Annotated in this window: 22 protein-coding genes; 5 read left to right on the forward strand and 17 right to left on the reverse strand. The window is 68.2% G+C overall.

Annotated elements, in window-relative coordinates; translation table 11 throughout:
- Positions 1-2: 2 nt before the first annotated feature.
- The 4 genes from J2S76_RS16995 to J2S76_RS17010 all read right to left on the reverse strand — a co-directional run bounded on the left by J2S76_RS16995 (position 3) and on the right by J2S76_RS17010 (position 3624).
- Complete coding sequence (locus J2S76_RS16995) at positions 3-953, reverse strand: SLAC1 family transporter (protein WP_307062241.1); 951 nt, start codon at positions 951-953, stop codon at positions 3-5.
- A gap of 67 nt (positions 954-1020) precedes the next feature.
- Complete coding sequence (phnE, locus tag J2S76_RS17000; RefSeq protein ID WP_307062242.1) at positions 1021-1839, reverse strand: phosphonate ABC transporter, permease protein PhnE; 819 nt, start codon at positions 1837-1839, stop codon at positions 1021-1023.
- On the reverse strand, positions 1832-2695 hold the full coding sequence (locus J2S76_RS17005; protein WP_307062244.1) for a phosphonate ABC transporter ATP-binding protein: 864 nt from the start codon (positions 2693-2695) through the stop codon (positions 1832-1834). The genes phnE and J2S76_RS17005 overlap by 8 nt, the downstream gene beginning before the upstream one ends.
- Positions 2696-2766: 71 nt before the next feature.
- Complete coding sequence (locus J2S76_RS17010) at positions 2767-3624, reverse strand: PhnD/SsuA/transferrin family substrate-binding protein (protein ID WP_307062246.1); 858 nt, start codon at positions 3622-3624, stop codon at positions 2767-2769.
- Between the two features lie 103 nt (positions 3625-3727).
- Here J2S76_RS17010 and J2S76_RS17015 point away from each other — a divergent pair, with 103 nt between their 5' ends.
- Positions 3728-4918, forward strand: a complete 1191-nt coding sequence (locus J2S76_RS17015; RefSeq protein WP_307062248.1) for an alpha-D-ribose 1-methylphosphonate 5-triphosphate diphosphatase — start codon at positions 3728-3730, stop codon at positions 4916-4918.
- 4 nt (positions 4919-4922) lie between these two features.
- Positions 4923-5699, forward strand: coding sequence for a phosphonate metabolism transcriptional regulator PhnF (gene phnF / locus J2S76_RS17020; protein ID WP_307062250.1), 777 nt, complete (start codon positions 4923-4925; stop codon positions 5697-5699).
- Between the two features lie 7 nt (positions 5700-5706).
- On the opposite strand, the gene J2S76_RS17025 is transcribed toward phnF, so the two are convergent.
- The 6 genes from J2S76_RS17025 to J2S76_RS17050 all read right to left on the reverse strand — a co-directional run bounded on the left by J2S76_RS17025 (position 5707) and on the right by J2S76_RS17050 (position 12876).
- Positions 5707-7101, reverse strand: a complete 1395-nt coding sequence (locus tag J2S76_RS17025; RefSeq protein WP_307062252.1) for an FGGY family carbohydrate kinase — start codon at positions 7099-7101, stop codon at positions 5707-5709.
- The gene (locus J2S76_RS17030) at positions 7101-8336 is read right to left on the reverse strand and encodes an NAD(P)/FAD-dependent oxidoreductase (protein WP_307062254.1); all 1236 of its coding nucleotides are present in this window, start codon (positions 8334-8336) and stop codon (positions 7101-7103) included. Before J2S76_RS17030 ends, J2S76_RS17025 begins: the two co-directional genes overlap by 1 nt.
- Positions 8333-9736 (reverse strand): NAD(P)/FAD-dependent oxidoreductase, encoded by a 1404-nt coding sequence (locus tag J2S76_RS17035; protein WP_307062256.1) that lies wholly within the window; start codon positions 9734-9736, stop codon positions 8333-8335. Before J2S76_RS17035 ends, J2S76_RS17030 begins: the two co-directional genes overlap by 4 nt.
- A 103-nt stretch (positions 9737-9839) precedes the next feature.
- Positions 9840-10952 carry a type 2 periplasmic-binding domain-containing protein gene (locus J2S76_RS17040; RefSeq protein WP_307062257.1) on the reverse strand — a complete coding sequence of 371 codons (1113 nt, stop codon included), beginning with the start codon at positions 10950-10952 and terminating at the stop codon, positions 9840-9842.
- 44 nt (positions 10953-10996) lie between these two features.
- Complete coding sequence (locus J2S76_RS17045) at positions 10997-12334, reverse strand: TRAP transporter large permease (RefSeq protein WP_307062259.1); 1338 nt, start codon at positions 12332-12334, stop codon at positions 10997-10999.
- A complete protein-coding gene (locus J2S76_RS17050) occupies positions 12334-12876 on the reverse strand; it encodes a TRAP transporter small permease subunit (RefSeq protein ID WP_307062262.1) in 543 nt (180 codons plus the stop codon). The genes J2S76_RS17045 and J2S76_RS17050 overlap by 1 nt, the downstream gene beginning before the upstream one ends.
- A 520-nt stretch (positions 12877-13396) precedes the next feature.
- Between J2S76_RS17050 and J2S76_RS17055 the strand changes: the two genes are divergently transcribed.
- From J2S76_RS17055 to fabI, 3 genes are all read left to right on the forward strand, one after another.
- Positions 13397-14173: a DeoR/GlpR family DNA-binding transcription regulator gene (locus tag J2S76_RS17055; RefSeq protein ID WP_307062264.1), complete on the forward strand. Its 777-nt coding sequence runs from the start codon at positions 13397-13399 to the stop codon at positions 14171-14173.
- A 131-nt stretch (positions 14174-14304) separates the two neighbouring features.
- Positions 14305-16524, forward strand: coding sequence for a DUF3141 domain-containing protein (locus tag J2S76_RS17060; RefSeq protein ID WP_307062265.1), 2220 nt, complete (start codon positions 14305-14307; stop codon positions 16522-16524).
- Between the two features lie 17 nt (positions 16525-16541).
- A complete protein-coding gene (gene fabI / locus J2S76_RS17065) occupies positions 16542-17327 on the forward strand; it encodes an enoyl-ACP reductase FabI (RefSeq protein WP_307062267.1) in 786 nt (261 codons plus the stop codon).
- Between the two features lie 28 nt (positions 17328-17355).
- Here the strand turns inward: fabI and J2S76_RS17070 are convergent, their stop codons facing one another.
- The 7 genes from J2S76_RS17070 to J2S76_RS17100 all read right to left on the reverse strand — a co-directional run bounded on the left by J2S76_RS17070 (position 17356) and on the right by J2S76_RS17100 (position 25364).
- Entirely contained in the window at positions 17356-18588 is a 1233-nt protein-coding gene (locus tag J2S76_RS17070; protein WP_307062269.1) for an HlyD family secretion protein, read from the reverse strand.
- The gene (locus J2S76_RS17075) at positions 18581-19000 is read right to left on the reverse strand and encodes a hypothetical protein (protein WP_307062271.1); all 420 of its coding nucleotides are present in this window, start codon (positions 18998-19000) and stop codon (positions 18581-18583) included. Before J2S76_RS17075 ends, J2S76_RS17070 begins: the two co-directional genes overlap by 8 nt.
- 90 nt (positions 19001-19090) lie before the next feature.
- Complete coding sequence (locus tag J2S76_RS17080; protein ID WP_307062272.1) at positions 19091-19588, reverse strand: hypothetical protein; 498 nt, start codon at positions 19586-19588, stop codon at positions 19091-19093.
- 45 nt (positions 19589-19633) lie between these two features.
- The gene (gene ppk2, locus J2S76_RS17085; protein WP_307062274.1) at positions 19634-20434 is read right to left on the reverse strand and encodes a polyphosphate kinase 2; all 801 of its coding nucleotides are present in this window, start codon (positions 20432-20434) and stop codon (positions 19634-19636) included.
- 141 nt (positions 20435-20575) lie between these two features.
- Positions 20576-22162: a hypothetical protein gene (locus J2S76_RS17090; protein WP_307062276.1), complete on the reverse strand. Its 1587-nt coding sequence runs from the start codon at positions 22160-22162 to the stop codon at positions 20576-20578.
- On the reverse strand, positions 22159-22986 hold the full coding sequence (locus tag J2S76_RS17095) for a J domain-containing protein (protein ID WP_307062278.1): 828 nt from the start codon (positions 22984-22986) through the stop codon (positions 22159-22161). Before J2S76_RS17095 ends, J2S76_RS17090 begins: the two co-directional genes overlap by 4 nt.
- A 2-nt stretch (positions 22987-22988) precedes the next feature.
- Positions 22989-25364, reverse strand: a complete 2376-nt coding sequence (locus J2S76_RS17100) for a GumC family protein (protein WP_307062280.1) — start codon at positions 25362-25364, stop codon at positions 22989-22991.
- Between the last annotated feature and the right edge of the window lies 1 nt (position 25365).

Consider the following 25365-nt stretch of genomic DNA (forward strand, 5'->3'; position numbering starts at 1 on the left):
GGTCAGCCCCTCGGCGCCTTGAAGAAGGCGAACACGCCGATCACGCTGCGCAGCGCGATCCAGCCGATGATGACGTTGCCGGCGATGAACAGCACCAGCGCCATCTGCGTCACCGGTTCGCCCGCGCCCTGTTCCGTGAGTTTCAGCGCCGCGAGTGGCAGGGTGGCGACGCCGAAGGTGTAGCCCCAGGCGCCGGGACCGAAGGGCTGCTGGCGCAGCCAGGGCACAAGTCGCGCCATCACCAGCGCGAGAAAACAGCCATAGCCGAACAGAGCGAGCGCCACCTTGTCCGCCGGGCCCGGCGCCAGCGAGAGATAGGCGACGCAGGCGACCGCCGGCGGCGCCAGTTCCATGCCGAGGCTGGAGCGCTGCGCGGCCGGCAGCGCGTGCTGGAACAGGCGGGTGAGGAACACCGATTCCATCGACAGCCACGACATCACCCCCATGCCGAAGAACATCCAGCCGAGCGCCGTCTGGCCGAAGGTGGCGCAGGCGATGGCGCCGACCAGCCCGCCGCCAACGGTGGGGAGATAGAGGATCGGCGTCACCTCCTGCGGCATGCGACCGCCCTGCCACAGGCCGCCGACGCTCCAGGCGGCGTAAAGGACAACGCCCGACGCTCCCAGAATGAACAGGCTCCAGCCGAGCAGTGGCACATGCGGGCCGATGGCGATGGCGGCGATCAGGGTGGAAACCGGCGCCAGCGCGGCGATGAGCCCTTGGGCGGGGTGGTTCAGCTCCGCGCGCGCCGCGCCGGAATGGATCAGCCATTTCAAGGCGTAGAGAACGCTCCAGAGCAGCCAGAGCCCGAAGGCGAGCACCGCCAGGCTCTCGCCGATCAGGACCGGCGCCCCCCAGAGCCTCGTCGCCATGCGCCAGCCATTGGCGAGGCCGCCAATGCCGAGAACACTGCCGAAGAACATCGGGCGCATATGAAGGAGGAAGGACGTCACGATGGGCACCTGTCGCTTGAGGCGCGACACTTACCCCAGAGTGAGGGCGGAATGCACCTCCGCCCGCCTATTGGAACTTCGCCCGCAGCCGGTCGGTCAGGAATTCCATCGCCAGCACGATGATGAAGATGGCGAGGATGATGGCCGAGGCGTTGCGGTACTGGAACAGGTCGAACGCCACTTTCAGCTCCTGCCCGATGCCGCCGGCGCCGACGAGACCAAGCACGACGGAGGCGCGCACGGCCTTTTCCAGCGCGAACAGCGAGGAGTTGATCAGCGTCGGCATCACGTCCGGCAGGATCGCCCCGCACAGCACGGTGACGCGGTTGGCGCCGATAGCGTGCAGCGCCTCCTGCGGCTTCTTGTCGGCCTCCTCCATCGCCTCGGCGAAGAAGCGGCCGCAAAAGCCGATCGTGTCGACGACGATGGTCATCGTGCCGGCCACCGCGCCAAGGCCCAGCGTGGAAACGAAGAGCAGCGCCCAGACCAGATCCGGCACGGTGCGGAACAGCGAGATCAGCGCGCGCGGAAAATGCCGGAAGGCGCCGAGCGGCGAGATGCCGCGCGCCGCCAGCCAGCCCATCGGCAGGCTGATGATGACGCCGAACACCGTGCCGACCAGCGCGATCTGCAGCGTCTCCAGAATGCGCCAGCCCATGCGCTGGAGAAAGCCGGGGTCGGTGTTGGGCGGCAGCATCCGCCCCACCAGCTCGGCCATGCGCGGCATGCCGTTGGCGAGCTTTTCCGGCGAGGGTGCGACCTGCCCCATCGAGACGAGGAACAGCGCCCCGACCACCACCAGAACGGTGAAGGACAGTGGCGAGATCGCGGGGAGGCGGGAGGGGGGAAGCGTGCGGGGCAGGGTGGGCGAGGGGGTGCTAACCATGGAAAACGCCATCCATATCGCGCAGGGAAACCCGCACTGTGGGTCGGTCGAAATGCACCTTGCCGTCTTTAAGCGCGACGATGCGGTCGGAATAGTCGAGCGCGTGCTGCATGTCGTGGGTGGTGTAGACGAGGGTGATGCCGTGATCGCGGGCGAGCTCGGAGAAAATCCGCATGATGTCGCGCCCCACCGCTGGGTCGAGGCTGGCGGCCGGCTCGTCGGCGATCAGCAGGCGCGGGCGGCGGATCAGCGCGCGGGCGATGGCGACGCGCTGGGCCTGTCCGCCGGAAAGCTGGTCGGCGCGGGCGCCCGCCTTGTCGGCGAGGCGCACCTCGGCCAGCACCGCCATCGCTTCCTCGCGCCATTCCTGCCGGGCGAGGGCGTGGTGCCAGGCGCGCCAGCTGCCGGGCAGGCCGAGCTTGCCCTGGATGACATTGGTCAGCACCGATTGCCGGCCCACAAGCCCGTGGTTCTGGAACACGAAGCCGATCTGCCGGCGCAGCCGGGTCAGCTGCGCGGCGCTGGGGGCGGCCATGAAGCGCTCACCCAGCGTGGTGATCTCACCATGGGTCGAGGGCAAAAGGCCGATCAGGCATTTGAGCAGGGTCGACTTGCCGGCGCCATTGGAGCCGATAAGCGCCACGCGCTGGTCGGCGCGGATGTCGAGGTCGATCCCGGCGAACACCGCCTGCCCGTTGGGATAAGTCTTGGCGAGGCCGCGCGCGCCGATGATCTGCGGGGCGAGGACCGGCGCCACCGACTTCACCAGCGGCCCGATCTCGGGATTGCCGGTGTCGGCCGGGCGCAGGCCGGCGAGGGGCGGCACGGGAACGTGCTCGGTCGGAACGCGCTCCATGGCGGCCTCCATCACGGACGAAAAGAAACGCCGGACGGGAGCAAGGCCCGTCCGGCGCTGGGGTGAGGGGTTCAGTTGATGAAGGAACCGAAATTCTCGATGCCGATGGTGCGGTACATCGAGCGGACATAGTCGTAGTCGCTGTCCTTCACGTCGGTGATGAAGATACCGCCCTTGAACTTCTGGTTGTCATCGCCCTGCAGCACTGCGCCCATCAGCTCGTTGCCATGCTTGAGGAAGGCCTCGCGCACCTTCACGAATACGTCCTCGGGAATGTCCTTGCGGGCGACGAGGATGTCGTTGGGCAGGTCGCGGCCACGGGCGACGACGGCGAAGGCGGCGTTGGGGAACGCCTTGCGGATGGAATTGAGGTGGCCATAGTTCAGGCCGATGGCGGCGATGTCGCCCCGGATCAGCGCTTCCGCCGCGACGTTGCGGGAGATGATGACGCCGTCATAATCCTTGCCATACATGATGCCGAAATCGGCCAGCACCTGCGCCGGGCCGAGATGCTGCGAGGTCGAGCCGACCGAGCCGAAGGACACCTTCTTGCCCTTGAGGTCGTCAATGGTGCGGATCGGGCCATTGGCCAGCACGGCGATCTGCGCGAAATAGTCCGGGCGCTGCCAGGCGACGACGATGCGCGGGTCGCTGAGCTGCTTCATGACCACATATTCGGCCGGGCCGGTGAGCACGAGCTCGACATGGCCGGAATTCATCGCCTCGACGGCGGCGGTGCGGGAGCTGACCGGGATCAGCTCGATATCGAGGCCGGTGAGCTTGGAAAGCTCCTTCTGGAAGCCGCCGAACTCCTGCTGCAGCGCCTCCAGGCCTTCAATGTCGGTGACGGCGAAACGAACCGGTTCGGCCGTCGCCGCGAAGGCCGTCGCCAGGGTAATGGCGAGGGCGGAAACAAGCTTGCGAAACATTTTGTGCCCCTTGCTGTATAGACAGGAACTGTGGACTACGGTTATCTGTATAGACAGCGTATGACGTGTCCATGACAAGGACGTAAGGGTGCCGAGGCGGATGATGAGTGTGCGGATCGAGAATGGGCGGGCGCTCAGGGGCGGCCAATGGAGCGACCGGCCGGTGGTGGTGAGTGGTGGGCGCATCGCCGGGGAGGCAAACGACGCCGCTCCCGACGCCGCTCCCGAGCGTGCCATCGACGCGCGCGGCCTGCTGGTGCTGCCGGGCATCGTCGACATTCATGGTGACGCCTTCGAGCGCCACATCATGCCCCGCCCGGGCGTGCGCTTCGACATGAAGCTCGCTCTGCGCGACACTGATCGCCAGCTGGTGGCGAACGGCATCACCACCGCCTTTCACGGCGTCACCATCTCCTGGGAGCCGGGCCTGCGCTCGGTCGAGGCGGCGCGCACCTTCGTTGCCACGCTGCTCGCTTTGCGCGAGGGGCTGGCCTGCGACACCCGGCTGCATCTGCGCTGGGAGACCTTCGCGCTGGAGGCGCTGGAGGAAGTGCGGGAATGGCTGGTGCTCACCCCCGCGCCCATTCTCGCCTTTAACGACCACACGACCGGCTCGGTGCTCAAGGGCACCATCGCCCGCAAGATCGGCCAGATGGCGGAGCGTTCCGGCCTCAGCCAAGAGGACTATAGGACGCTGCTCGACCGGGTGTGGGGCGCGCGCGAGGCGGTGCCTGCCGCCATTGAAAGCCTGGCCGCCAGCGCGCGGGCGAACGGAAATGTGCTGCTCGCCCATGACGAGGATTCGCCGGCCGTCCGCGCCCGCTTCCGCGCGCTGGGCGCGGTGGCCTCCGAATTCCCGATGAACCAGGAGACGGCGCAGGCCGCCCGCGACGCCGGCGAGGACGTGATCCTCGGCGCGCCGAACGTGGTGCGCGGCGGCAGCCATAATGGCGCGCTCAGCGCGGCTGAAGCCATTGCCGCCGGGCGCTGCACGGTGCTGACCAGCGATTACCACTACCCCTCGCCGCTCTATGCCGCCTTCACCCTGGCGGCGGGCGACCATGAGGCGCTGGCGCGGCACTGGCCGCTCGTCTCCGCCAACCCCGCCCGCGTCGCCCGCCTCAGTGATCGCGGCAGCCTGGAGGCGGGAAGCCGGGCCGATCTCCTGCTCGTCGATGCCTCCGACATGGCGCATCCGGAAGTGGTGGCGACCATGGTGGCGGGACGAATCGTCTATGCTCGCCGGGCTCTGGAGCGTCGGCCGTCCGCGGGCCTGGCGCAGGCAGCGGAGTGAGGGCGTGAACAGGAGCGTGAAGGCGCAGCCGGGTCCGGCGAATGGCATTTCAGGTTTTGACGGGCTGGTGTTCCGCCCGCGCCGCGATGCGCCGATCTGGCAGCAGATCTACGACTATATCCTCTCGCTGATCGACAGCGGCTGGCTCACGCCGGGCGGCCAGCTGCCGGGCGAGGTGCATCTGGCGGAGAAGCTGGGCGTCACCCGCATCACCCTGCGCCGGGCGCTGCAGCAATTGCAGCAGGAAGGGCACCTCACCTCGCGCAAGGGGGTGGGGGTGTTCGTGCGCAGCCTGCCCTCGGCGCTGGTGGTGCGCGACGGCAGCCGCTTCGCCGAGAGCCTGCGCGCCGACGGCAAGAGCGTCACCACCACGACCACGGTGCTGGAAGAGGAGTTCGCGGACGCCGCCGCCGCCGAGCAGCTGCACCTGGCCGTGGGGGCGCCGGTGGTGCGCCTGCGCCGCGTGCGCTCGGCCGATGGCCAGCCGATCTATATCAGCACCAAGGTCTTCCCCGCCGCCCTGCTGCCGGACTTCATCACCGTCTATTCCCGGCGCCAGTCGGTGACGGATGGGTTCATCGCCCATGGCATCCAGAAGTACCGCCGCGCCGAGACCCGCATCAGCGGTGGCTTCGCCACGCCTGACGAGGCGAGCCTGCTGGCGCTGACGCCGGGGACGCCGGTGTTCCGCACAAGCTCCATCAACACCGACGCCAGCGGCAACCGGATCGAATGGGCGCGTGGCTGCTGGCTGCTGACCTCGGTCGATTTCGTATTCTGAGCCGATCTCACGCGCGCCAGTTTCGGCACTTCTTCACCGCCTCGCGGAAACGGGCGTGGTCCTGCGCGCTGACGGAGCCGTCCGGCTCGAAGCGCCGGAAGGCGGCACGGGCGGCGCCGGTCTCGGCGCCGCAGAGCGCGGCGAGGCCCAGCGCGGTCATCTCGTGCAGCTCCGGCACCTTGATGGCGCGGCCGCTGGCGGCGGCCAGGAAGGTGGCGAAGGAGCGGCTCCGCGACAGGCCGCCATCGATCGAGATGTCGGTGATGTTCCCGCGGCCGGCTTCTGCGGCTTCGATAAGGCCGACAGTGAGCAGTGCGATGCCTTCCAGCGCCGCGCGGACCATGTCGCGCCGGTCGGTCGAGGCCTCCATGCCGATGAACAGCGGCGCCGCCTTGCGGTCCCAATAGGGTGCGGCGAGGCCCGACAGCGCCGGCACGAAAACAAGCCCCCGGCTGAGGGCGGAAGGCCCCTTGAACCCGTCGAGTTCCTGCGTCTGGCTGAACAGGCCAAGCCGGCGCAGCCATTCCAGCGCCGCCCCGGCATCGTAGACGCCGCCCTCGACGGCGAAGACCGGCGCCTCACCCTTGCACTGCCAGGCTATGGTCGGCAGCAGGCCGGCGGTGTCGGGGCGCGCCGGGCCGGCGACCGCCAGCAGGAAGGCGCCCGTGCCGAAGGTGATCTTGGCCTCGCCCGGCGCGCGGCAGCCATGACCGTAGAGGGCCGCTTGCTGGTCGACGATCGAGACCTTCACCGGCACGCCGTCGATCTGTCCGAAGCCGCTATCGGAGGGCCGAATGCAGGGCAGGAAGGTGCGCGGCACCCCATGCAGCGCGCAGAGCTCGTCGCTCCACAGGCCGGTGGAAAGATCGAGCAGGCCGGTGCGCGAGGCGGTGGCTAGGTCGGTGGCGAAGGTGCCGGTGAGCTGATCGAGGAAATAGGCGTCGGTGGTGCCCAGCCTGAGCCGGCCATTGGCCCGGGCGGTGGCGACGGCGGGGATGTTCTCGACCAGCCAGGCCAGCTTGGAGGCGGAAAAATAGGGATCGAGCGGCAGGCCGCAGATCGCCCGCGAGCGGATCACGTCTTCGCAGGAGCGGGCGGCGAGGGCGTCCGTGGTGCGCGAATCCTGCCAGACGATGACGGGAGAGAGCGCTTCCCCGCTCACCGCGTCCCAGGCGAGGCAGCTCTCTCCCTGATTGGCGAGGGCGATGGCATCGACCGGCCCGGCGGCCGCCAGCACGGCGCGGATGTTGCGGAGCAATTCGCGCGGGTCGTGCTCCACCCAGCCCGGCGCGGGGTGGCGCTGACCATGGGTGAGGCTGGCGGCCAACCAGGCCGCGCCGTCCGCCTCGACGACGAGGCAGCGGGTTGACGTCGTGCCCTGGTCGATAGCGGCGACACGCACTAGGCCCTCTCCTCGAAACCGATATGCACGCGGCCCGCCGTCTGGGCGGCGGACGGGATAGGTAAGACAATGCGACGTTCCGGTCGCCACGTCTTCTCTTGCGCCCACATTTCGCGGCCGTCCAGCACCAGCGAGAGCCGCCCGCGCGCCTGCCGTGCGAAGCGCAGCTGGAAGTCCGGGAAAGCCGGCGCGGCACCGCTGCCGCGCCGGATCAGGCCGGGCACGACGAGCTTGACCGGCGGGTCGAAGGTGACGGGGATGAGGGCGTCCCCGTCGAGGCCGGAATCCCTGTCGCGCGCCAGATCCTCGGCAATGGCGCGGCCGACCGCGCGGCCCTCGCGGAAGGACCAGCCGGCGGTCTCCACCGCGCGCAGCAGATTGCCGGCGGCGAAGAGGTGAGGGTCGGCGGTGCGGCCATAAGGGTCGATCGCCGGGCCGGAACTGCCGGGGTCGACCCCGAGGGCCGACTGAAGCAGCAGCGCCGATTCCGGGGTGAAACGGCCGGTGAGCAGCACCCCGTCGCAGGCGAGCTTTTGCAGGGTACCGTCGCGCAGGCGCAGCGTGACATCCTCCACCCGGCGGACGCCGTGAATGTCGAGGAGTTCCGCCCCGCAATGGAACGGAATGCCCATCGCGCGGGGAAACCACATCAGCGGGGCCGGGGCGAGCGGGTGCGGGCCGGGCTCGATCATGGCGACGGGGCGGGCGCCATGGCTGAGGCAGGTGAGCACGGCTGAGAGGCTGACCAGCTCCGAGCCGACGATGAGCGGGCGCCTGAACGGCATCAGCCCGTGAAAGGCGACATAAGACTGCAGCGCACCTGTCGTCACCACCCCGATCGGCCGGTCGCCTGAGATCAGCCGGGCGGCGCGGGGCGTTTCGCGCGCGCCGGTGGCGATGAGCAGCCGCCGGGCCTTGAGCGTCTCCACGCCGCGCGGGGTCGCCAGTTCAACCCGGCCCCCGGCCATAAGCTGCACCACGGAGTGGCCGGTGCGGACCTCCACCCCGGCACGGGCGGCTTCCGCCTCCAGTCGCCTGCCATAGGCGGCACCAAAATAAACCCGGTGAAAATCGAGCATGCCGAAGGGCGAATGACTGCAATGTCGGGTGGCGCCGCCGAGCTGCGCCTCGCGTTCCAGCAGCACGACACGGGCGACGCCGTGCCGGCGCAGCTCCACCGCCGCCGCCACCCCGGCCGGCCCGCCGCCGATGACGATGACATCCGCGTCGCTCATGAGCGCTCGTTCCCGATCGCCAGCGGCTCGCGAAGCTTGCCCCGCGTCATCTCGGCCAGCCTTGCATTGCAGTAGAAGCCCTGGCAGCGGCCCATGCCGGCGCGGGTGCGCCGGCGCAGGCCGCCGAAATCGCCGGGTGGCACCGGGCTTATGAGCGCCGCCTCGATCTCGCGCCGTGTCACCATTTCGCAATGGCAGACGATCTCGCCATGGTCGGGCGCCTGCCAGTCGCGCGGGCAGGTTTCGGTGAGGTTGGGCAGGCGCAGTTCCGGCGCGTCGCTCGCCTGGGACAGCGAGAGGCCGAAGCCCTCGATGAGCTTCAGTGCGTGCTGCGCCAGCCCGAGCGCGGCGCTGAGCCCGGTGGAGCGGATGCCGCCCAGCGTGACGGCGCGCTTCTCCGGCCGGCAGAAGATGCGGTAGGCCTTGGCCTCGCTCGCCGGCCGCAGTCCGGCATAGACCGCCGTCACGGGCATGCCCGCCAGCGCCGGCACGATCTGCGCCCCGCGCGCCAGCAGGCCCTCGAGTGTGGCGGTCTCGACGGTGGCACGCACGCGGTCTTCCTGTTCCTCGGCGGTGGGGCCGATCAGCACATTGCCGAAGGCGGTGGGGCAGACCACTACGCCCTTGGTGATCTCGGTCGGCACCGGCAGCACGATGCGCGGCACATGGGCATAGGCCGCCTTATCCAGCACGACGAACTGGCCCTTGCGCGGGCGTATCTCGAATTCCGGGGAAAAGCCCAGCCGCGCGTCGACGATGTCGCCATAGAGGCCGGCCGTATTGACCACGGCGCGGGCCGACACCGTGCCGGCGGTGGTCGCGAGGTGCCACTCGCCGTCGAAACGCCCCTCGATCAGCTCGGCATTGCGCAGGAAATGTGCCCCCAGCGCCACGCCCTGCGTGAGATAGGTCAGCGGCGCGGTCCAGGGGTCGATGATGTGCTCGTCCGCCACCTCGATCGCCGCCACCAGCCGGTCGGAGAGGCCGGGCATGGTGGCGCGGGCGGTGGCTCCCGACAGCAGCGCCAGGTTGGAGACGCCATTTTCGCGCCCCTGCGCGGCGATGGCATCCAGCTTTTCCGCCTCAAGGTCGTTCCAGGCGCAGACCAGCGCCCCGGTCTTCACCAGGTCGAGGCCGAGACCGGGACCGAGGGTTAGGTATTCCTCCCGCCCGGCCTTGATCAGGTCGAGCTCCAGGCTGCCCGGCGGGGCGTCGAAGCCGGTGTGGAGAATGGCGCTATTGGCCTTGGAGGCGCCGGAAAGAATGTCGCTGCCCTTCTCGATCAGCACCACTTTGGCACCGGCCAGGGCAAGCCTGCGCACCACCGCGCAACCGACCACGCCGGCGCCGATGACGGCGATGTCGAAACTCTCGTCAAAGGCAGGCGGTTCGGGGCGCATGGCGCTCCTTTCCATGTCGGCACGTTCCTGTCGGCACGGCGCGCCGGCTCGTCCGGGCGCGCGGTCCCCGCCACCCCTGGGTGGCGGGGATGTCTGCGGGGGCTCAGCGATAGGGGTAGCCGGCCTTCTGCATGGTCTCGTCATACTTCTTGAAGGCGGCGACGACGCGGGCCGCGCGCGGGCTGGCGGCGGCGGTCTCGTCCCAGAAGCCCTTGGAGTCGGCGACCACCTTGTCCCAGTCGGCCGGCGGCAGCGAGGTCAGCTCCATCTTGTTGCCCTCGACGCGCAGCTTGGCCTCGCCGCCCCAATACCAGACGTCGCGGTAATAGTGCGACTGGTCGATGCTCATCAGGAACAGTTCCTTGAGGTGCGGCGGCACCTTGGCCCAGCTCGGGGAGTTGGCGAAGTAGCTGCCGAACCAGGCGCCGGTGACCGAGTTGGTCAGCGCGTAGTTGCACACATCGGCCCAGCCCACTTCATAGGCTTCGGTGAAGCCGCACCAGGCGACGCCGTCGAGCTCGCCGGTCTGCAGCGCCACTTCGACGTTGTCCCACGGGATCGTCACCGGCACGAGGCCGTACTTGGAGAGGAACTTGCCGGCGGTGGGCACGCCGAAGACGCGCAGGCCGGCCATGTCGGCGAGGCTCTTGATCGGCTTGTCGACGGTGAAGATGTGCAGCGGGTCCCAGGCGCCGGTGGACAGCCAGGTGACGTTGGGCACCTCGGCATAGGCCTCGGCCCAGATTTCCTTCAGCCCGTAATAGCGGAACAGCGCCGGCACATCGAGGCTGTAGCGGGTGGCGAAGGGGAAGTAGCCGCCGAAAACAGCGATATCGACCGGCGAGGCCATGGTCGCCTCGTCCGACTGCACCGCGTCGAGCGTGCCGGTCTGCAAAGCGCGGAACAGGTCGGAGGTCGGGACCAGCTGGTCAGCGTAATAGAGTTCGATCTCCATCGCGCCATTGGCGGCGGCGTTGAAGGCGTCGATCTGCGGCTTGATGACATGGGCGCCGAGCGGGGCGCCGGAATAGGTCTGCAGGCGCCATTTGATGGTGCCGGCCTGGGCGATGACGGCGGGCGCCGCCAGCGTCGTGGTCGCCAGCGCGGCGCCGGTGCCGAGCGCTGCCTTGCCGAGGAAGCTGCGGCGGGTGGCGAGAATGGCGTCGGCGGCGGGGTCCACCTTCTTGGGTGTGGGCTTCTTGATGTCGTCGGTCATCGGTTGCTCCTCTGTTTTCTGGAAGGGTCGGTCGGCTGTTGCGATCAGCCTTTGACTTTCATGTGTTCGGGAAGCCAGAGCGCGATCTGCGGGAAGACCATCAGCATGACGATGGTGAACAGCATGATCGCGGCGAAGGGCCAGATCGACTTGTAGATGTCGACCAGCGAAATCTCCTTCGGCGCCAGTGAGCGCATCAGGAACAGATTGTAGCCGAAGGGCGGGGTGATGTAGGCGATCTGGCAGGTAATCGTGTACAGGATGCCGTACCAGATCAGCTGGTTGTCGAAGCCGAGATCGAGCGCCTTCACCAGCGGGATATAGAGCGGCGCGACGATGACCAGCATGGCGGTGTCGTCGAGGAACATCCCCATGATGATGAAGCTTAGCTGCATCATGATGATGATGGTCCAGGGATTGAGGTCCCATTGCTGGACGAACAGGAACTCGACCGCCTTCACCGCGCCGAGCCCGTCGAACACCGTGCCGAAGGCGAGCGCGGCGAGGATCAGCCACATGAACATGCAGGAGACGTTCAGCGTCTTCAGCGCGGTGTCGCGCAGCACCGGCCAGTTCAGCCGGCGCTTGGCGAGCGCTGCCAGCGTCGCCGTGGTGGCGCCCACCGCCGAGCTTTCCACCAGGCTGGTGACGCCGAACACGAACAGCCCGGTCATGAAGAAGAAGATGGCGAAGGGAATGATGCCCGCCCGTGCCAGCGCGAACTTCTCGCGCAGCGGCATGTTCAGTTCTTCGTCTGTCAGCTGCGGCGCCAGCTTCGGGTTCAGCTTCACCCTGACATAGATGTAGAGGATGAACAGCGCCGCCATCAGCAGGCCGGGGCCGACGCCGGCGAACCAGAGCTTGGAGACCGGCTGGCGGGCGATCATGCCGTAGAGCACCAGCACCACCGAGGGCGGGATGAGGATGCCGAGCGAGGAACCGCCCTGGATGACGCCTGAGATCAGCACCTTGTCATAGCCGCGGCGGATCATCTCCGGCAGGGCGATGGTGGCGCCGATCGCCATGCCGGCGACGGAAAGACCGTTCATTGCCGAGATGATGACCATCAGGAAGATGGTGCCGATGGCGAGGCCGCCGGTGAAGCGGCCGAACCAGACATGCAGCGCCCGGTACAGATCCTCCGCGATGCCGGATTCCGCGAGGATGTAGCCCATGTAGATGAACATGGGCAGGGTCAGCATCGCGTACCAGTTGAACAGCTTGAAGACCTGGTTGAACGGCAGGTCCATCGCGCCGGGGCCATAGAGCAGCAGCGCGGCGGCGGAGGCGACGAAGCCGATGCCGGCGAAGACCAGCTGGCCGCTGATCAGCGCCAGCACCATCGACGCGAACATCAGCGCCGCGATCATCTCATAGGTCATCAGAGCTTCTCCCCACGCAGGGTGGCGACATGCTTGAAGACCAGTGCAAAGGCCTGCAGCAGCATCAGCACGAGGCAGACCGTGAGCAGCGCCTTGATCGGGATCACCGAAGGGTTCCAGATCGAGAAGCGTTTCTCATTGGTGGCGATGGCGTATTGCAGGCTGGAGATCGAGCCGATGAGCAGAACGCCGAGATAGAAGATCAGGCACCACACAGTGGCGAGGTCGATCTTCGCCTTGCCGCGCTCGGACAGCGTCGCGTACCAGAGGTCCATGCGGACATGCTCGTGGTTCTTCAGCGTGAACGGGCCGCCCATGAAGTAATAGGCCACGAGCATGAACTGGGTGAGTTCCACCGCCCAGTGGACCGGCATCTTGATCAGGTTGCGGGTCACGGCATCGAACAGCAGCACGCCGCCCATGGCGAAGACGAGCGACGCGGCGAGATAGCCGACATAGTCCGAAACCCGGTCCGTCAGCCGCACATAGGCGCTAATGAACCGCCAGGCGCCGGCGCTCTGTTTCACACCTTCCACATTCACGCTGTCGCTCCGTTGCTGCCGGTCTCCAGCCCGCACCGCCGGCGCCGGACCCCCGCAGGGCCGTTGCGCCGGTGGCGGCACGGTCGGGTCGCGTCCGTGTGGACGCAGGCCGCAGCCGGCGGCGCCAGACGAGCGCGCGACCGGAAGGCCGGAAACCGGACATGTCCATTCCCCTCGCGCGCCGCATTGCACTAATGTTGTGCTTGCTTGATTTTTCCGCGCTTGCAAACACTGTAACGGATCGGGATACGAAAGGAAGCCCGAAAATTGACTAAATTGCCCATTCGGTCTTCAATCTTGTGTCTGGGCAGGCGTAATGGGCTTTGTCGGGCATTGATGCTGCCCGTTCGGGCATATTTCGCGACTATGTGGCGTTGTATGCCGGGCGGTTCGGGCAGCGCTGGCTGTATTGACCGATTTTTCTCCGCTGGCATAACCGATATCAAGCGTCCTATGTCCGAACGGGCAGGGTGCTGGATGCGCGGCGGTCGCCTCGCAGCGGCATCGTAAGGAGACAGGCTTGGCACTTTCCTCGCGCCATGAGGACATCATCGCCCTGCTCGCCGCGTCCGGCGAGGTGACGGTCGAGGATCTCGCCGATCGGCTCGGCGTGTCGCGCGAGACGGTGCGGCGCGATCTTGCCCGGCTGGAGAGCAATGGCCATCTGCGCCGCTATCACGGCGGCGCTCGCTCGCTCGCTACCGGCCCGGAGCCGGAGACCGAATGGCCCTTCGCCCAGCGCATGGCGCAGAACGCCGCCGGCAAGAAGCGCATCGCCCTTGCCGCGCGCGAGCTGTTCGGGCCGGACGAATCGCTGTTCATCGACACCGGCAGCACCACCATCGCCTTTGCCGAGGCGCTGGTGATGCGGCCCTCGCTGATGGCCATCACCAATTCGCCGCGCATCGCCGCCACGCTGGCGGCCAATCACAGCCACAAGGTGTTCCTTCTCGGCGGCGCCTATGGCGCCGATGCCGGCGAGAGCCTCGGCCCGCTGGCGCTCGAGCAGATCGGCAAGTTCCGCGCCCGCCACGCCGTGCTCACCATCGGTGCCATCGACGCTCATGCCGTGATGGATTTCGACCTGCAGGAGGCGGAAGTGGCCAAGGCGATGATCGAGCGCGCCGACCGCGTCACCGTGCTGGCCGACCACAGCAAGTTCGAGCGCGGCGCGGTGTTCGAGCTCGCCCCGCTGGCGCGCATCCACCGGCTGGTGACGGACCTGCCGCCCTCCGAGGCGATGACCCGCGCCCTGGTCGAGGCCGGGGTCGAGCTGATCGTCGCCGACCGCGACTGAGCCCGCCCGCCGGCGAAAGCCGCCCAGGCTTGCGCGGGGTCAATGCGCGCGCCTCACGATGAGAATGTTCTGGACGTCTGCCATGCTGCATCGCACCATCTGGGTCGGGCGGCCGGAAGACAGGTGCGGACATGATCGACGACGCCATCGCCTATGCCACGGACGCCGCCCAGCGCGGCACGCTGTTCCTCGAAGCGATGCGCCGGCGCGGCCTGCAGTATGAGGCGCATCTGGCCGAGCCACTGCCCACCGTGCTCGACTATGAGGCGGAACTGATCGTCGACGGGCGCGACCTGCCGCAGGCGGTGAACTATTTCCTGCTGCGCATCGTGCCGCCGGCGGGCGTGGAACTTGACCCGTTGAAGCGCCCCTTCGTCGTTGTCGATCCGCGCGCCGGGCACGGGCCGGGCATTGGCGGCTTCAAGGCCGACAGCGAGATCGGCGTGGCGCTCGCCGCCGGGCATGCCTGCTATTTCATTGGCTTCCTTCCCGCGCCGATGCCGGGCCAGACCATCGAGGACGTCGCGCGCGCCGAGGCGGTGTTCCTTGAGACGGTGATCGCCCGCCACCCGGAGGCCGAAGGCAAGCCCTGCGTCATCGGCAATTGCCAGGCCGGCTGGGCGGTGATGATGCTGGCGGCGGTGCGGCCGGAGCTGTTCGGGCCGATCATCATCGCCGGCGCGCCGCTTTCCTATTGGGCGGGGGTGAAGGGGCGCAACCCGATGCGCTATTCCGGCGGCCTGCTGGGTGGCAGCTGGCTCACCGCGCTCACCAGCGACCTCGGCGCCGGCGTGTTCGATGGCGCCTGGCTGGTGCAGAACTTCGAGAACCAGAACCCCGCCAACACGCTGTGGAGCAAGCAGTACAACCTCTACTCCAAGGTCGACACCGAGCTGGAGCGCTATCTCGGCTTCGAGAAATGGTGGGGCGGCCATGTGCTGCTGAATGGCGAGGAAATCCAGTTCATCGTCGACCAGCTGTTCATCGGCAACCACCTCGCCTGCGGCGACATCCGCACCTCCGACGGCACGGCGATCGACCTGCGCAACATCCGCTCGCCCATCGTGGTGTTCTGCTCGCAGGGCGACAACATCACCCCGCCGCAGCAGGCGCTGGACTGGATCCTCGACCTCTATGACAGCGTCGACGAGATCCGCTCCTATGGCCAGACCATCATCTACACGGTGCATGACACGGTCGGCCATCTCGGCATCTTCGTCTCCGCCGGCGTGGCGCGGAAGGAGCATGACGAGTTCGCCTCCAACATCGATTTCATCGACGTTCTGCCGCCCGGCCTCTATGAGGCGATCTTCGAGCCGAAGGGCGCGGACACGGCGAGCGCCGACCTGGTGCACGGGCAATGGGTGATGCGTTGCGAGGCGCGCGACCTCGACGACATCCGCGCGCTCGGCGGCAATGACGCCGCCGACGAGCGCCAGTTCGCCACCGCGGCGCGGGTGTCGGAGATCAACCTCGCGCTTTATCAGGCGCTGGCGCAGCCCTTTGTGCGCGCGCTGGCGAACCCGGCGATGGCGGCGGCGGCGCGGCGGCTGCATCCGCTGCGCCTCGGCTATGAGATGTTCGGCGCCGGCAACCCCTTCCTCGGCTGGCTCGACGATGCGGCGGAGAAGGTGCGCGCCGCGCGGCGGCCGGTGGCGCCCGACAACCCTTTCCTCAAGACGCAGGAACAGGCCTCGCGCCAGATCGTCGAGGGGCTGGAGGCCTGGCGCAAGGCGGTGGAACACCAGAGCGAGCAGGTGTTCCGCGCCATTTATGGCGCACCGTTGCTGCAGGCGGCGGTGGGCATCGAGCCGGACGGCGGGCAAGGCCCGCGCCGCGCCGCCAAGAGCGCGCTGCATCGCGAGCTGATCGCGCGGCGCATCGGCGAACTGCGCGCGGCGATCGCCCAGGGTGGGCTGATCGAGGCGCTGGTACGGGCGCTGGTCTATGTCGGCCTCGCCCGCGGGCGCGCCGATGAGCGCGGCTTCTCCACCATCCGCCAGCTGCGCCGGCACTATCCTCGGGCGCGCCAGCTGACGCTGGAGGATTTCAAACAGCTGGTGCGCGAGCAGTATTTCATGCTGCTGATCGACCGCGAGGCGGCGCTGGCGGCGCTTCCCGCCTTGCTGCCGCAGGAGCCGGACGAGCGGGCGCAGGCGTTCGAGCTTCTGTGCCGCGTGCTCACCGCGGCGGGGCCGCTGACCGGCGGGGCGGCGGAGAAGCTGGAGGAGGTGCACGCCCTGTTCGAGCTTGAGCCATCGCCCCCGCCCGCGCCGGCCGTGGAAGCGCCGCCGCGTGCCCCCGCCGCGCGCAGGCCGGCGGTGCGGCGCGCCGCGAAGAGTTCGGGCTGAGCCGGGGAGGGGAGCGCATGGTCATTGCGGCCGCAGGGCTGAGGCTGTTCGAGGGCAAGAGGGGGCTGGTGGTCGGCATCGCCAACGACCAGTCCATCGCCTGGGGCTGCGCGCGCGCCTTCCGTGCCTTCGGGGCACAGGTCGCCGTCACCTATCTCAACGACAAGGCGCGGCCTTATGTCGAGCCGCTGGCGCGCGAGCTGGAGGCGCCTATCTTCCTGCCGCTCGACGCCACCGTGCCGGGCCAGATGGAAGCGGTGTTCGCCGCCATCACCGAGCAATGGGGCGAACTCGACTTCCTCGTCCATTCCATCGCCTTCGCCCCGCGCGACACGCTGGCCGGCCGCGTCACCGACGCGCCGCTGGATGGCTTCCTGAAGACGATGGAGGTGTCCTGCTGGTCGTTCATCCGCATGGGGCATCTGGCCGAGCCGCTGATGACAAAAGGCGGCGCGCTGTTCACCATGACCTATTACGGCGCCGAGAAGGTGATCGAGAACTACAACATCATGGGCGTCGCCAAGGCGGCGCTGGAGAGCGCGGTGCGCTATATGGCGGCGGAGCTGGGGCCGAAGGGCATCCGCGTCCACGCCATTTCGCCCGGCCCGCTCGCCACCCGCGCCGCCTCCGGCATCCCGGAATTCGACGCGCTGCTCGACAAGGCCCGGCGCAAGGCGCCGGCGCGCGAACTGGTGACCATCGACGATGTCGGCATCGCCACCGCCTTCCTCGCCCATGAATCCGCCCGGCTGATGACCGGGCAGGTGCTCTATATCGACGGCGGCTACAACATCATCGACTGAAAGCGCGGCCCGAACCCCGGGCCGCCTTTCAGTGCCCGCCGAACACCAGCGTCTGCACCGGCAGGATCAGCGCCTGGATGCGCAGCAGCAGGGCATGGACCAGCGCCACCGTGTCGACGATGTGCAGATAGATCCCGCGCAGCAGGCCGACCTCGCCGGAAGCGATGAGGTCGTGATTGTTGGAATAGGCGTTGGCGGCGCAGGTTGAGCCGGGCGGAATGCCATCGAGCCCGCCTTCATAGAGCGGTTCGAGGAACACGGTGATGGTGCCCGGCGCGCCGACCTGCTGGGCGTCGACCAGTTGGTCGCTGGTGCGCAGCTGGCCGGCGGCGATCACATCCTGCACGCTGGTGACCACCATCGGGATGATGGTGAGCGGCTTGGACAGGCAGGTCGCCTCGGCGATCATGCCGGGCTTCATCACCTGCGCCTCGATCTGGCCGAAGCCGGCGACGAGCCGCTTGCGGCCGGCATCGTCCGGGATCAGCACCCCGGCCGGGCGCATCAGCGGGTTGACGAGGTCGCCCACCCGCAGCGCGAACTGCTCCACTTGCCCCGAGACGCCGGCGCGGATGACGGTCTTGGCCAGTTCCACCTCGGCCTGGGCGAGTGCCGCCTCGGCGCTGGCCTTCTGCGCCGGCAGCAGGGTTTCCAGCCGGATCAGCGCGCCTTCCTTCGCCGCCATCGCTGCCGCGACTGCGCCCTCTCGGCCGTCGACCCCCACCTGAAGCCGTTCCAGCTCACGGCGCGAGACGACATCGGCATTGCGGGTGTTCAGCTGGGTCTTGGTATCGAGCTCGTCGCGCGCCTGCTGCAGCGCCTTCTCCGCCTGGGTGATCTGGCCCTGCGCGGCGGCGACATCGGTGCGGGCGACGGTCATCTGCGCGTCGGTCTCCGCGATGCGCCGGCGCGCGGTCTCGGCCGCCGCCTTCTGCGCCGCATCGTCGAGCCGGAAGATCGGCTGGCCCTTCTCGATCCGGTCGCTCATGCCGACATAAATCTCCGCCACCCGGCCGATGGTTTCCGGCACGATCGGCACAGTGCGGAAATAGGCGGTGACGTTGGTCGCGGAGGGGTGATTGTAGAAGATGATGGTGATGAGCGTCACCGTCAGCATCAGGCAGGCGGTGATGCCCCAGCGCAGCTCGAACCACACCGAGAACAGAGTGATCTCGCGGCCGATGCGCTTGCCCTGGCCGTAGCGGCGGTAAAGGTAGTCCGGCAGGACGGTGAGCAGCGAGCAGAGGAGCAGCTCAAGCATGAGGGCCGGCTCCGGTCGAACCGCCATGGCCAGACGGCGTATGCGCCCGCTCTTCCCGGGGTTCCGGCGGCAGCCCGGCCACCACCTCGGCGGCGCGGGCGATGCGGTTGAGCGGCGTGCCGAAATCCGGCAGGTCGACGAAGGCCAGCAGCAGCGCGATCACCCAGAGCGCGTGGTTATGGGTAAACAGCGCCAGCAGGCAGAGCACCGCGACGACCTCGAATTGCAGCTTCTGGCCGCGATGGGCCATGCGCTCGGGCAGCGAATGCACATGCAGGAAGGCGACGCCCGCCAGCAGCACCGAGCCGATCAGCGTGATGGTGGCGATCACCATCAGGATATCGGTGCTGCCCGGCGCGGTGATGAAGAAGGGCAGGTGCTCGATGGCGGCACCATGGGGCAGGGACGTCATGCCATTCTCCAGGGCACGCGCGCGGCAAGGAAAGCCGCGCTCACGGCGCGGCCGGCCGAATCCACCGGCCAGCCGAGTGGTGCGAATGTACTACTTTCCCCAGGTCAGGAACATCCCCACATCGCCCGGCATGCCATTGGGCCACTCCACGATCATGGCGGAGAGCCCGTAGCCGGCGGCACGGAGATGGTCGCGCCAGAGTTCAAAGGCCTGGCGCGGGCGCCCGGTCAGCGTATCCGTCCAGCTGGCGTCGCCATTGTTGACCGCGCGGCCGTGGTCGCTGCACAGGGTGTTGGGGAAGCGCATGACCATGATCTCGTTTTCGCCGCGCTCGGCGGCGGCGCGCAGCTTGATCAGCAGCGTCTCGGTGATCTCGTGCAGCTTGACCGGCGTGAGGTCGATCGGCTGCGACAGCGTCTTGGCGAGGTCCTCCTTGGCGCGCCGGGCGCGGTCCATCGCCTCCACGGCCTCGTTCATCTTCGCCAGCGTGACCTTGTCCATATAGCCGCGCAGATCGGCGGCGGACATGAAGCTCTCATCGCCGAGGTGCTGGTGCGGCCCGCCGGTCGGGCTGGTGGTGTCGCTCATCGTCTCGCTCCTTGGTCGCTGCCGCCAATGGCGGATGGGTGATTTTCAGAAGATCGCCGGGACGTGGTGGCGCACGTCTTCCGGTTCCACATAGTCCTTCGGCTTTTGCCGCTTCGGCAGGGTGATCTTGTCGCGCTTTGGCGCCTCATAGGGCACCTTGGACAGAAGATGGCTGATGACGTTCAGCCGCATCCGCTTCTTGTCGTCGGAGGCGGCGACATACCAGGGCGCCCAGGCGCTGTCGGAGGCGGCGAACATCGCGTCGCGGGCGCGCGAATAGTCGTACCAGCGGCCATAGGATTTGAGGTCCATTGGCGAGAGCTTCCAAATCTTGCGCGGGTCGTGGATGCGCTGCTCCATCCGCCGGGTCTGTTCTTCCGGGCTCACCTCCAGCCAGTATTTGAGCAGGATGACGCCGGATTCGACGATCACCTTCTCGACGGCGGAGATGGTGTCGAGAAACTTCTCGGCCTGGGTTTCGGTGCAGAAGCCCATCACCCGCTCGACCCCGCAGCGGTTGTACCAGGAGCGGTCGAAGATCACGATCTCACCCGCCGCCGGCAGATGCGGCATGTAGCGCTGGGCGTACATCTGCGATTTTTCCCGCTCGCTGGGGGCAGGGAGGGCGACGACGCGGAACACGCGCGGGCTCACCCGCTCGGTGATGGCCTTGATGACGCCACCTTTGCCGGCGCCGTCGCGCCCCTCGAACAGCACGCAGATCTTGGCGCCAGTCGCCTTCGCCCATTCCTGCAGGGCGACCAGCTCGCCGTGCAGCCGCTTGAGTTCCTTGTCATAGGCCTTGCGGGAGAGGGATTCTGACGTGTCGAGGGTCGCCTTTTTCATCGGTCTTGCCCTTTCAGTACAGATACGCCAGCGCCGGCCCGCGCCGGAGAGGAGACGTGGCCCTACGACCATACCTTAGCCGGCGCGCGCGGCGCGACTTTGATTTTAGGCAAGCGCGAAGAGGGGTGGAAGGGCCGCCGTTCAGCCGCCGGAAGCCGCCGCCTCCAGTGGGGCGATCTGCAGCGACTGGAACTGGATTTCACCCGAGGCGAACTGCTCCGAGGTGGAGCGCGAATCGTGGAACAGCCGCAGCCGCTGGGCGGCGCAGCGGCCATTATTCGGGATGGTGATGTCGAAGGAGAAGGGTCGCCAGGTGCGCGGGGCACCCAAAAGCTGGCCCGACTGGGCGGCCACCGTCCCGGAAGGATAGCACAGCACCTGCCAGACCATGCCGCGCTTGGACGACATCAGCCCCTTCTGTTCACCTGAGAAGCGGTAGCTGCCGGGCCGGAGGAAGGTGACCTGCTCCATCGAGGCGGACCTCACCCGGCCGACACCGAAGCGGATGCGCAACACCCGGCCGGCAACGTCGTCGCCGCGCGGCTGCAGGTCGATGAAGGCATTCACAGCGCGCGCCACGTTCCAGTTGAAGGGGAGGTTGCCGGGGTTCTGGGCGAAATCGAGATTATTGACCGGCCGAACCTTCAGCGCCTCAGCCTCGGGCAGCATTTGCAGCCAGATATTGTAGGCGCCCTCGGCCCGCTTTTCGGCCGCGATGCGGGCGCGCAGAAGCGGCACGAGCTCGGGCTCGCTTGGCGGGCTGCCGGAGTCCTTGAGGTCCTGGAGCAGGGCGAGCGGCGCGTCCGAGGCGGCGAGCTTGCTGCCCATGCTCCGCAGGAACAGCCCGCGCCAGCTCGGATTCTCGACGAGCGCCGCCACCAGCGCCTTGCGGCCCTCGGGCGAGAGCGACAGGGAGTTGAGATAGCTGAGCGTGTACTCGTTCAGCGCCGGGCGGGTGCGCAGCAGCACATCGGCCATCCGCACCACGCCGGCATAATCGCCTTGCTCATAGTCCTGGTGCATCAGCCAGAAGGCCGCGACGGTCTCGCGGCGCGAGCGGGCCACCGCCTCCAGCATGGCCTGGCGGCTGGTGGCGAGGTCGTCCGACGTATCGCCCGTCAGCCGCCAGGCGGAGGCGTCCAGCGGGGCACCGGCGAGGATGCGGGTGGCGAGATCGCGGAGGGTGGCGCGCATGGCCGGGAGGTCTTCCGGCGCCGCCGGCGGCGGCGGCGCCGCCGCGTCGGCGGCGTCAGCCGCTTCCGGTTCGGCAGCTTCGGGCGGCGTGAGCGAGGCGGCGTGCTCGCGCGCTTGCCGCGCCAGGGAGTCTGCATCGTCGGCCGCCGCGGGTGGCAGGCCGGCATCTTCCGTCTGTTCGCCTCCGGCGGTGGTCGCGGTTGCGGTCGCGGCGGCCGTCGCGGCTTGCTCCGCCTGGCCCGCAGCCTGTTCTGCCTCCTGCGCCGTGGCGGTGGCGAACCGGGCCCGCTCCTGGCCCGCCAGCGTCAGCAGGGCGCGCGGATGCTCGGGATGCAGCGCCAGCGCCAGCTCGGGATGGCGCTCGGCCAGCGCCATGGGCAGCGAGGTGGTCGCGATCAGGGCGGCGAGAAGCAGCGCGCCCGCGCCGATCCCGGCGCAGCGCCAGGGGTGGACGGCGAGGGCGAGGCGCAGCGTGCGCAGCCAGACGAAGCGGGGGCGCGGCGGCGACCGGCGCGGGCGTGGCGGCTTGCTCATCGGCGGCCCCAGAGAAAGCCCCAGAGCCGGATCCACACAGAAGGCTCCTCGACCTTATGGACGCTGAGCGGCAGCGGCCGGCGGGCGAGGGCGCTGCCGGAGACCGCGGCACGCGGACCCGACGCCGCTCCGGTGCCGTTTATCGGACGGCCCGAAGCCTTGACCTGTGGCGCCCTGACCAGTGGCGTCTTGGCCTGTCCCGCCTTGGCCTGTGTCGCCTTCGCCGATCCGGCTTTCCCCAAGGTCGCCTTGCCGCCCCCTGCGCGGCTGGCACCCGTCCTGCCCGAACCGACCTTGCCGGCCCCCGGCGCGCCGCCATTGGGGCGCGGCCCAGTCGAACCCGAGGGGCGGCTCGATTCGGACCTTGCGGTGGTGGGCGCGGGCGGGCGACGCAGATCATAGGCGTCGCGCCGTTCCTGTGTCTTGAGGTCCTCCCAGGCGCGCGACACGCGGGCCGCGAAGACTTCCCGGTCCAGCGGACCGCTGCGCAGCGATTGCAGGTCGGGATGCAGCCAGCGCATCAGCAGCGCCATGTTGTGGCGAAGCTCTTCATGCGTTGAATGCGGCCCGCCTCCCAGCACGCGGTAGCTGTCGGCATCGCGGCAGAGCAGCGCCTGTTCGATGAAGAAGCCGGCGGCTTCCTGCAACGGTTGCCGGGCGAAGCCGCTGCGGCGGCTGGCGGCTGCCAGCGTCGCCTCATCACCCACCGCGATGGCGAGCAGGCAGGCGACATCCGGCGGCAGCGGGCGGCCGGGGATGCCGCGCGCCGAGGCGGGGTCCTTGAATAGGGCGAGCGCGGCATCGAGCGCGTCTGGCTCCGGCATGGTCACGCCGCTTCGGAGTGGTCGGTCTTGGCGTCGCGGCGGGCGAATTTGGGCAGCAGGGCTCTTACTCCGCTCAGGCCGCCGCCGGTGGCGCCGGTGCTGCCGGTATCCGTGCCCTGACCGTATTCATAGCCATAGCCGTAGCCATACCCATAGCCGTAGCCGTAATGGGCGCTCCGGGTGTCGAACTTGGTGAGCACCACACCGATCGTAACGGCGCGGGCGATCTGCAGCCGCCGCAGCGCATTGCGCGCAATGGCGCGGCGCCCGTCGCCCGAGCCGGTGACGAAGATGGTGGCCTGGGCGGCGGCGCCGAGCAGCTGGGCATCGGCGATGCTGAGCATGGGCGGGCTGTCGAAGATGAGGAGATCATAGATCTCCAGCCCGACCGAGATCAGGGAGAACACATGGGTGCCGCCCAATATCTCGGCGGCGTTGGGCGGCAGGGGGCCGGAGGCGAGGAAGTCGAGCGTGGCGAGGTCGGTCGCCTGCACCACGTCATGCAGCGTCGCCATGCCGGTGAGGCAATTGGAGAGGCCGACGGCGTTGTCATAGCCGAGCTTGGAGTGCACCGAGGGGCGGCGCAGATCGGCGTCGATCAGCAGCACGCGCTTGCCGGTGATGGCGTAGTGGCGCGCCAGGGCGATGGCGGTGCTAGACTTGCCTTCCGAGGCGCCAGCGCTGGTGACAACAAGCGTGCGCGGCAGGCCGGTCTCGGTGGAGAACTGCAGCGATGTCGCCAGCGATCGGTAGGCTTCGGCCACTGCCGATCGTGGATCGCTGAGTTCGGCGACGATCCCCTGCGGGAACTCGGCCCGCGGCACGATGCCGAGAATGGGCAGGCCTGTGGCCTTTTCGGCGTCCTCCGGGGTGCGGATGCGGTCGTCCAGCAGCTCGATGAGGCTCGCCGCGCCGAAGCCGCAGACCAGGCCGAGCATCAGCCCGCCGGCGAGCAGCAGCATTGTGCGCGGGTGCGAAGGCCCGCGCGGGGGAATGGCCCGGTCGACGATGAAGACGTTGTTGGTGCCGACGCCGCTGGCGACATCCACTTCTTTGAAGCGCTGCAGCAGGTCATTGTAGAGGTTGCGGTTGGAATCGACCTCGCGCTGGAGGATGCCGTACTGGATGCTCTTGCGCTGCAGCACCAGCACCTCGCCGCGCAGTTCCTCGATCCGCTGGCGCATCTGCGCTTCCTGGTTCGCGGACGATTCAAAGGCCGCCCGCAGCGAATTGCGGATGGTCGAGACTTCGGTGGCGAGCTGGCGGTCGATCTCGGCGATCTTGTTGGAGATTTCCACCATGGCGGGATAGCCGGGCTTGAAGGTCTCCAGCCCCTCCTCATAGTCGCGCCGTAGCTGGTTGCGCTGGGTGCGCAGCCCGTCGATCACGTTGTTGGTCAGCAACTGCGGCAGGTTGATCGCGGTGGAAGCCTCCACCTGCTTCCAGCTTTCCTCGTCGCGGATGCGGGTGGAGATGAGCTGGCCCAGCGCGGTGTTGGCAGCGGCAAGATTGCTCTCGGCGATCGAGACCTTGTCATTGGTCTGGACCATGTTCTCGCGCTCGGCAAAGGCGAGCATCCCCCGCTCGGATTCCTCCAGCCGCAGCTTCAGCTGCTTGATCTGGTCCTCAAGGAACACCTTGGCGTAAGAACTGGCCTCGAAGCGCTTGTCGAGATTGGAGGCGATATAGGCGTCGGCATAGGCATTGGCGATCGACGCCGCGCGGGCGGGTGACGTGTCGGTGTAGATGATGTCCACGAGGCGTGAGGACGCGACAGGCCGAATATTGACGTCACCCTTGACCCGGTTGACGCTGATGCGGTGATTACGCTCCTGCGCCGCTGCGGGATCGGTGTCTTCGCTCGGACCCGAGAAGAGCCCGAACAGGCTGCCGATAAGTCCCGGCGAGATCGTGGTGAATTCGGGGCTCTGGTCCAGGCCCAGCGTCGCCACCACGCGCTCGGACATGGCGCGGCTCTTCAGCAATTCGTACTGGGTCTTCTGGAACTCGGCGCCGCCGCGCTCGGCCGGTGCGAGAACGCCGCCGTCGACGACCTTGCTGGCCTCGTTGTCGATCTGGATGCGGACATTGGCGGTGTAGAGCGGTGTCGCAAGGAAGCTGTAGACGAGAGCGAGGACGGCGAAGGCGCCAGCGGTGCACAGGATCAGCATGCGCCATTTCAGGGCGATGCCGATCACGTAGTGGATCGCGGCGGCGAGTTCGGATTCGTGATGGGTGTCGGGCGCGGCATAGGCGGCGGCACCATAGCCGTAACCATAGCTGTCACGCCCGGCCGGAAGGTTGCGGCCCTCCTGCACAACCGGGAGGTTGCGCTCGTTCCCGCCCGGCCGCCCGCTCTCCGCCCCCTCGTTCATCATC

Source organism: Ancylobacter vacuolatus, from assembly GCF_030813595.1.
GTDB lineage: Bacteria > Pseudomonadota > Alphaproteobacteria > Rhizobiales > Xanthobacteraceae > Ancylobacter > Ancylobacter vacuolatus.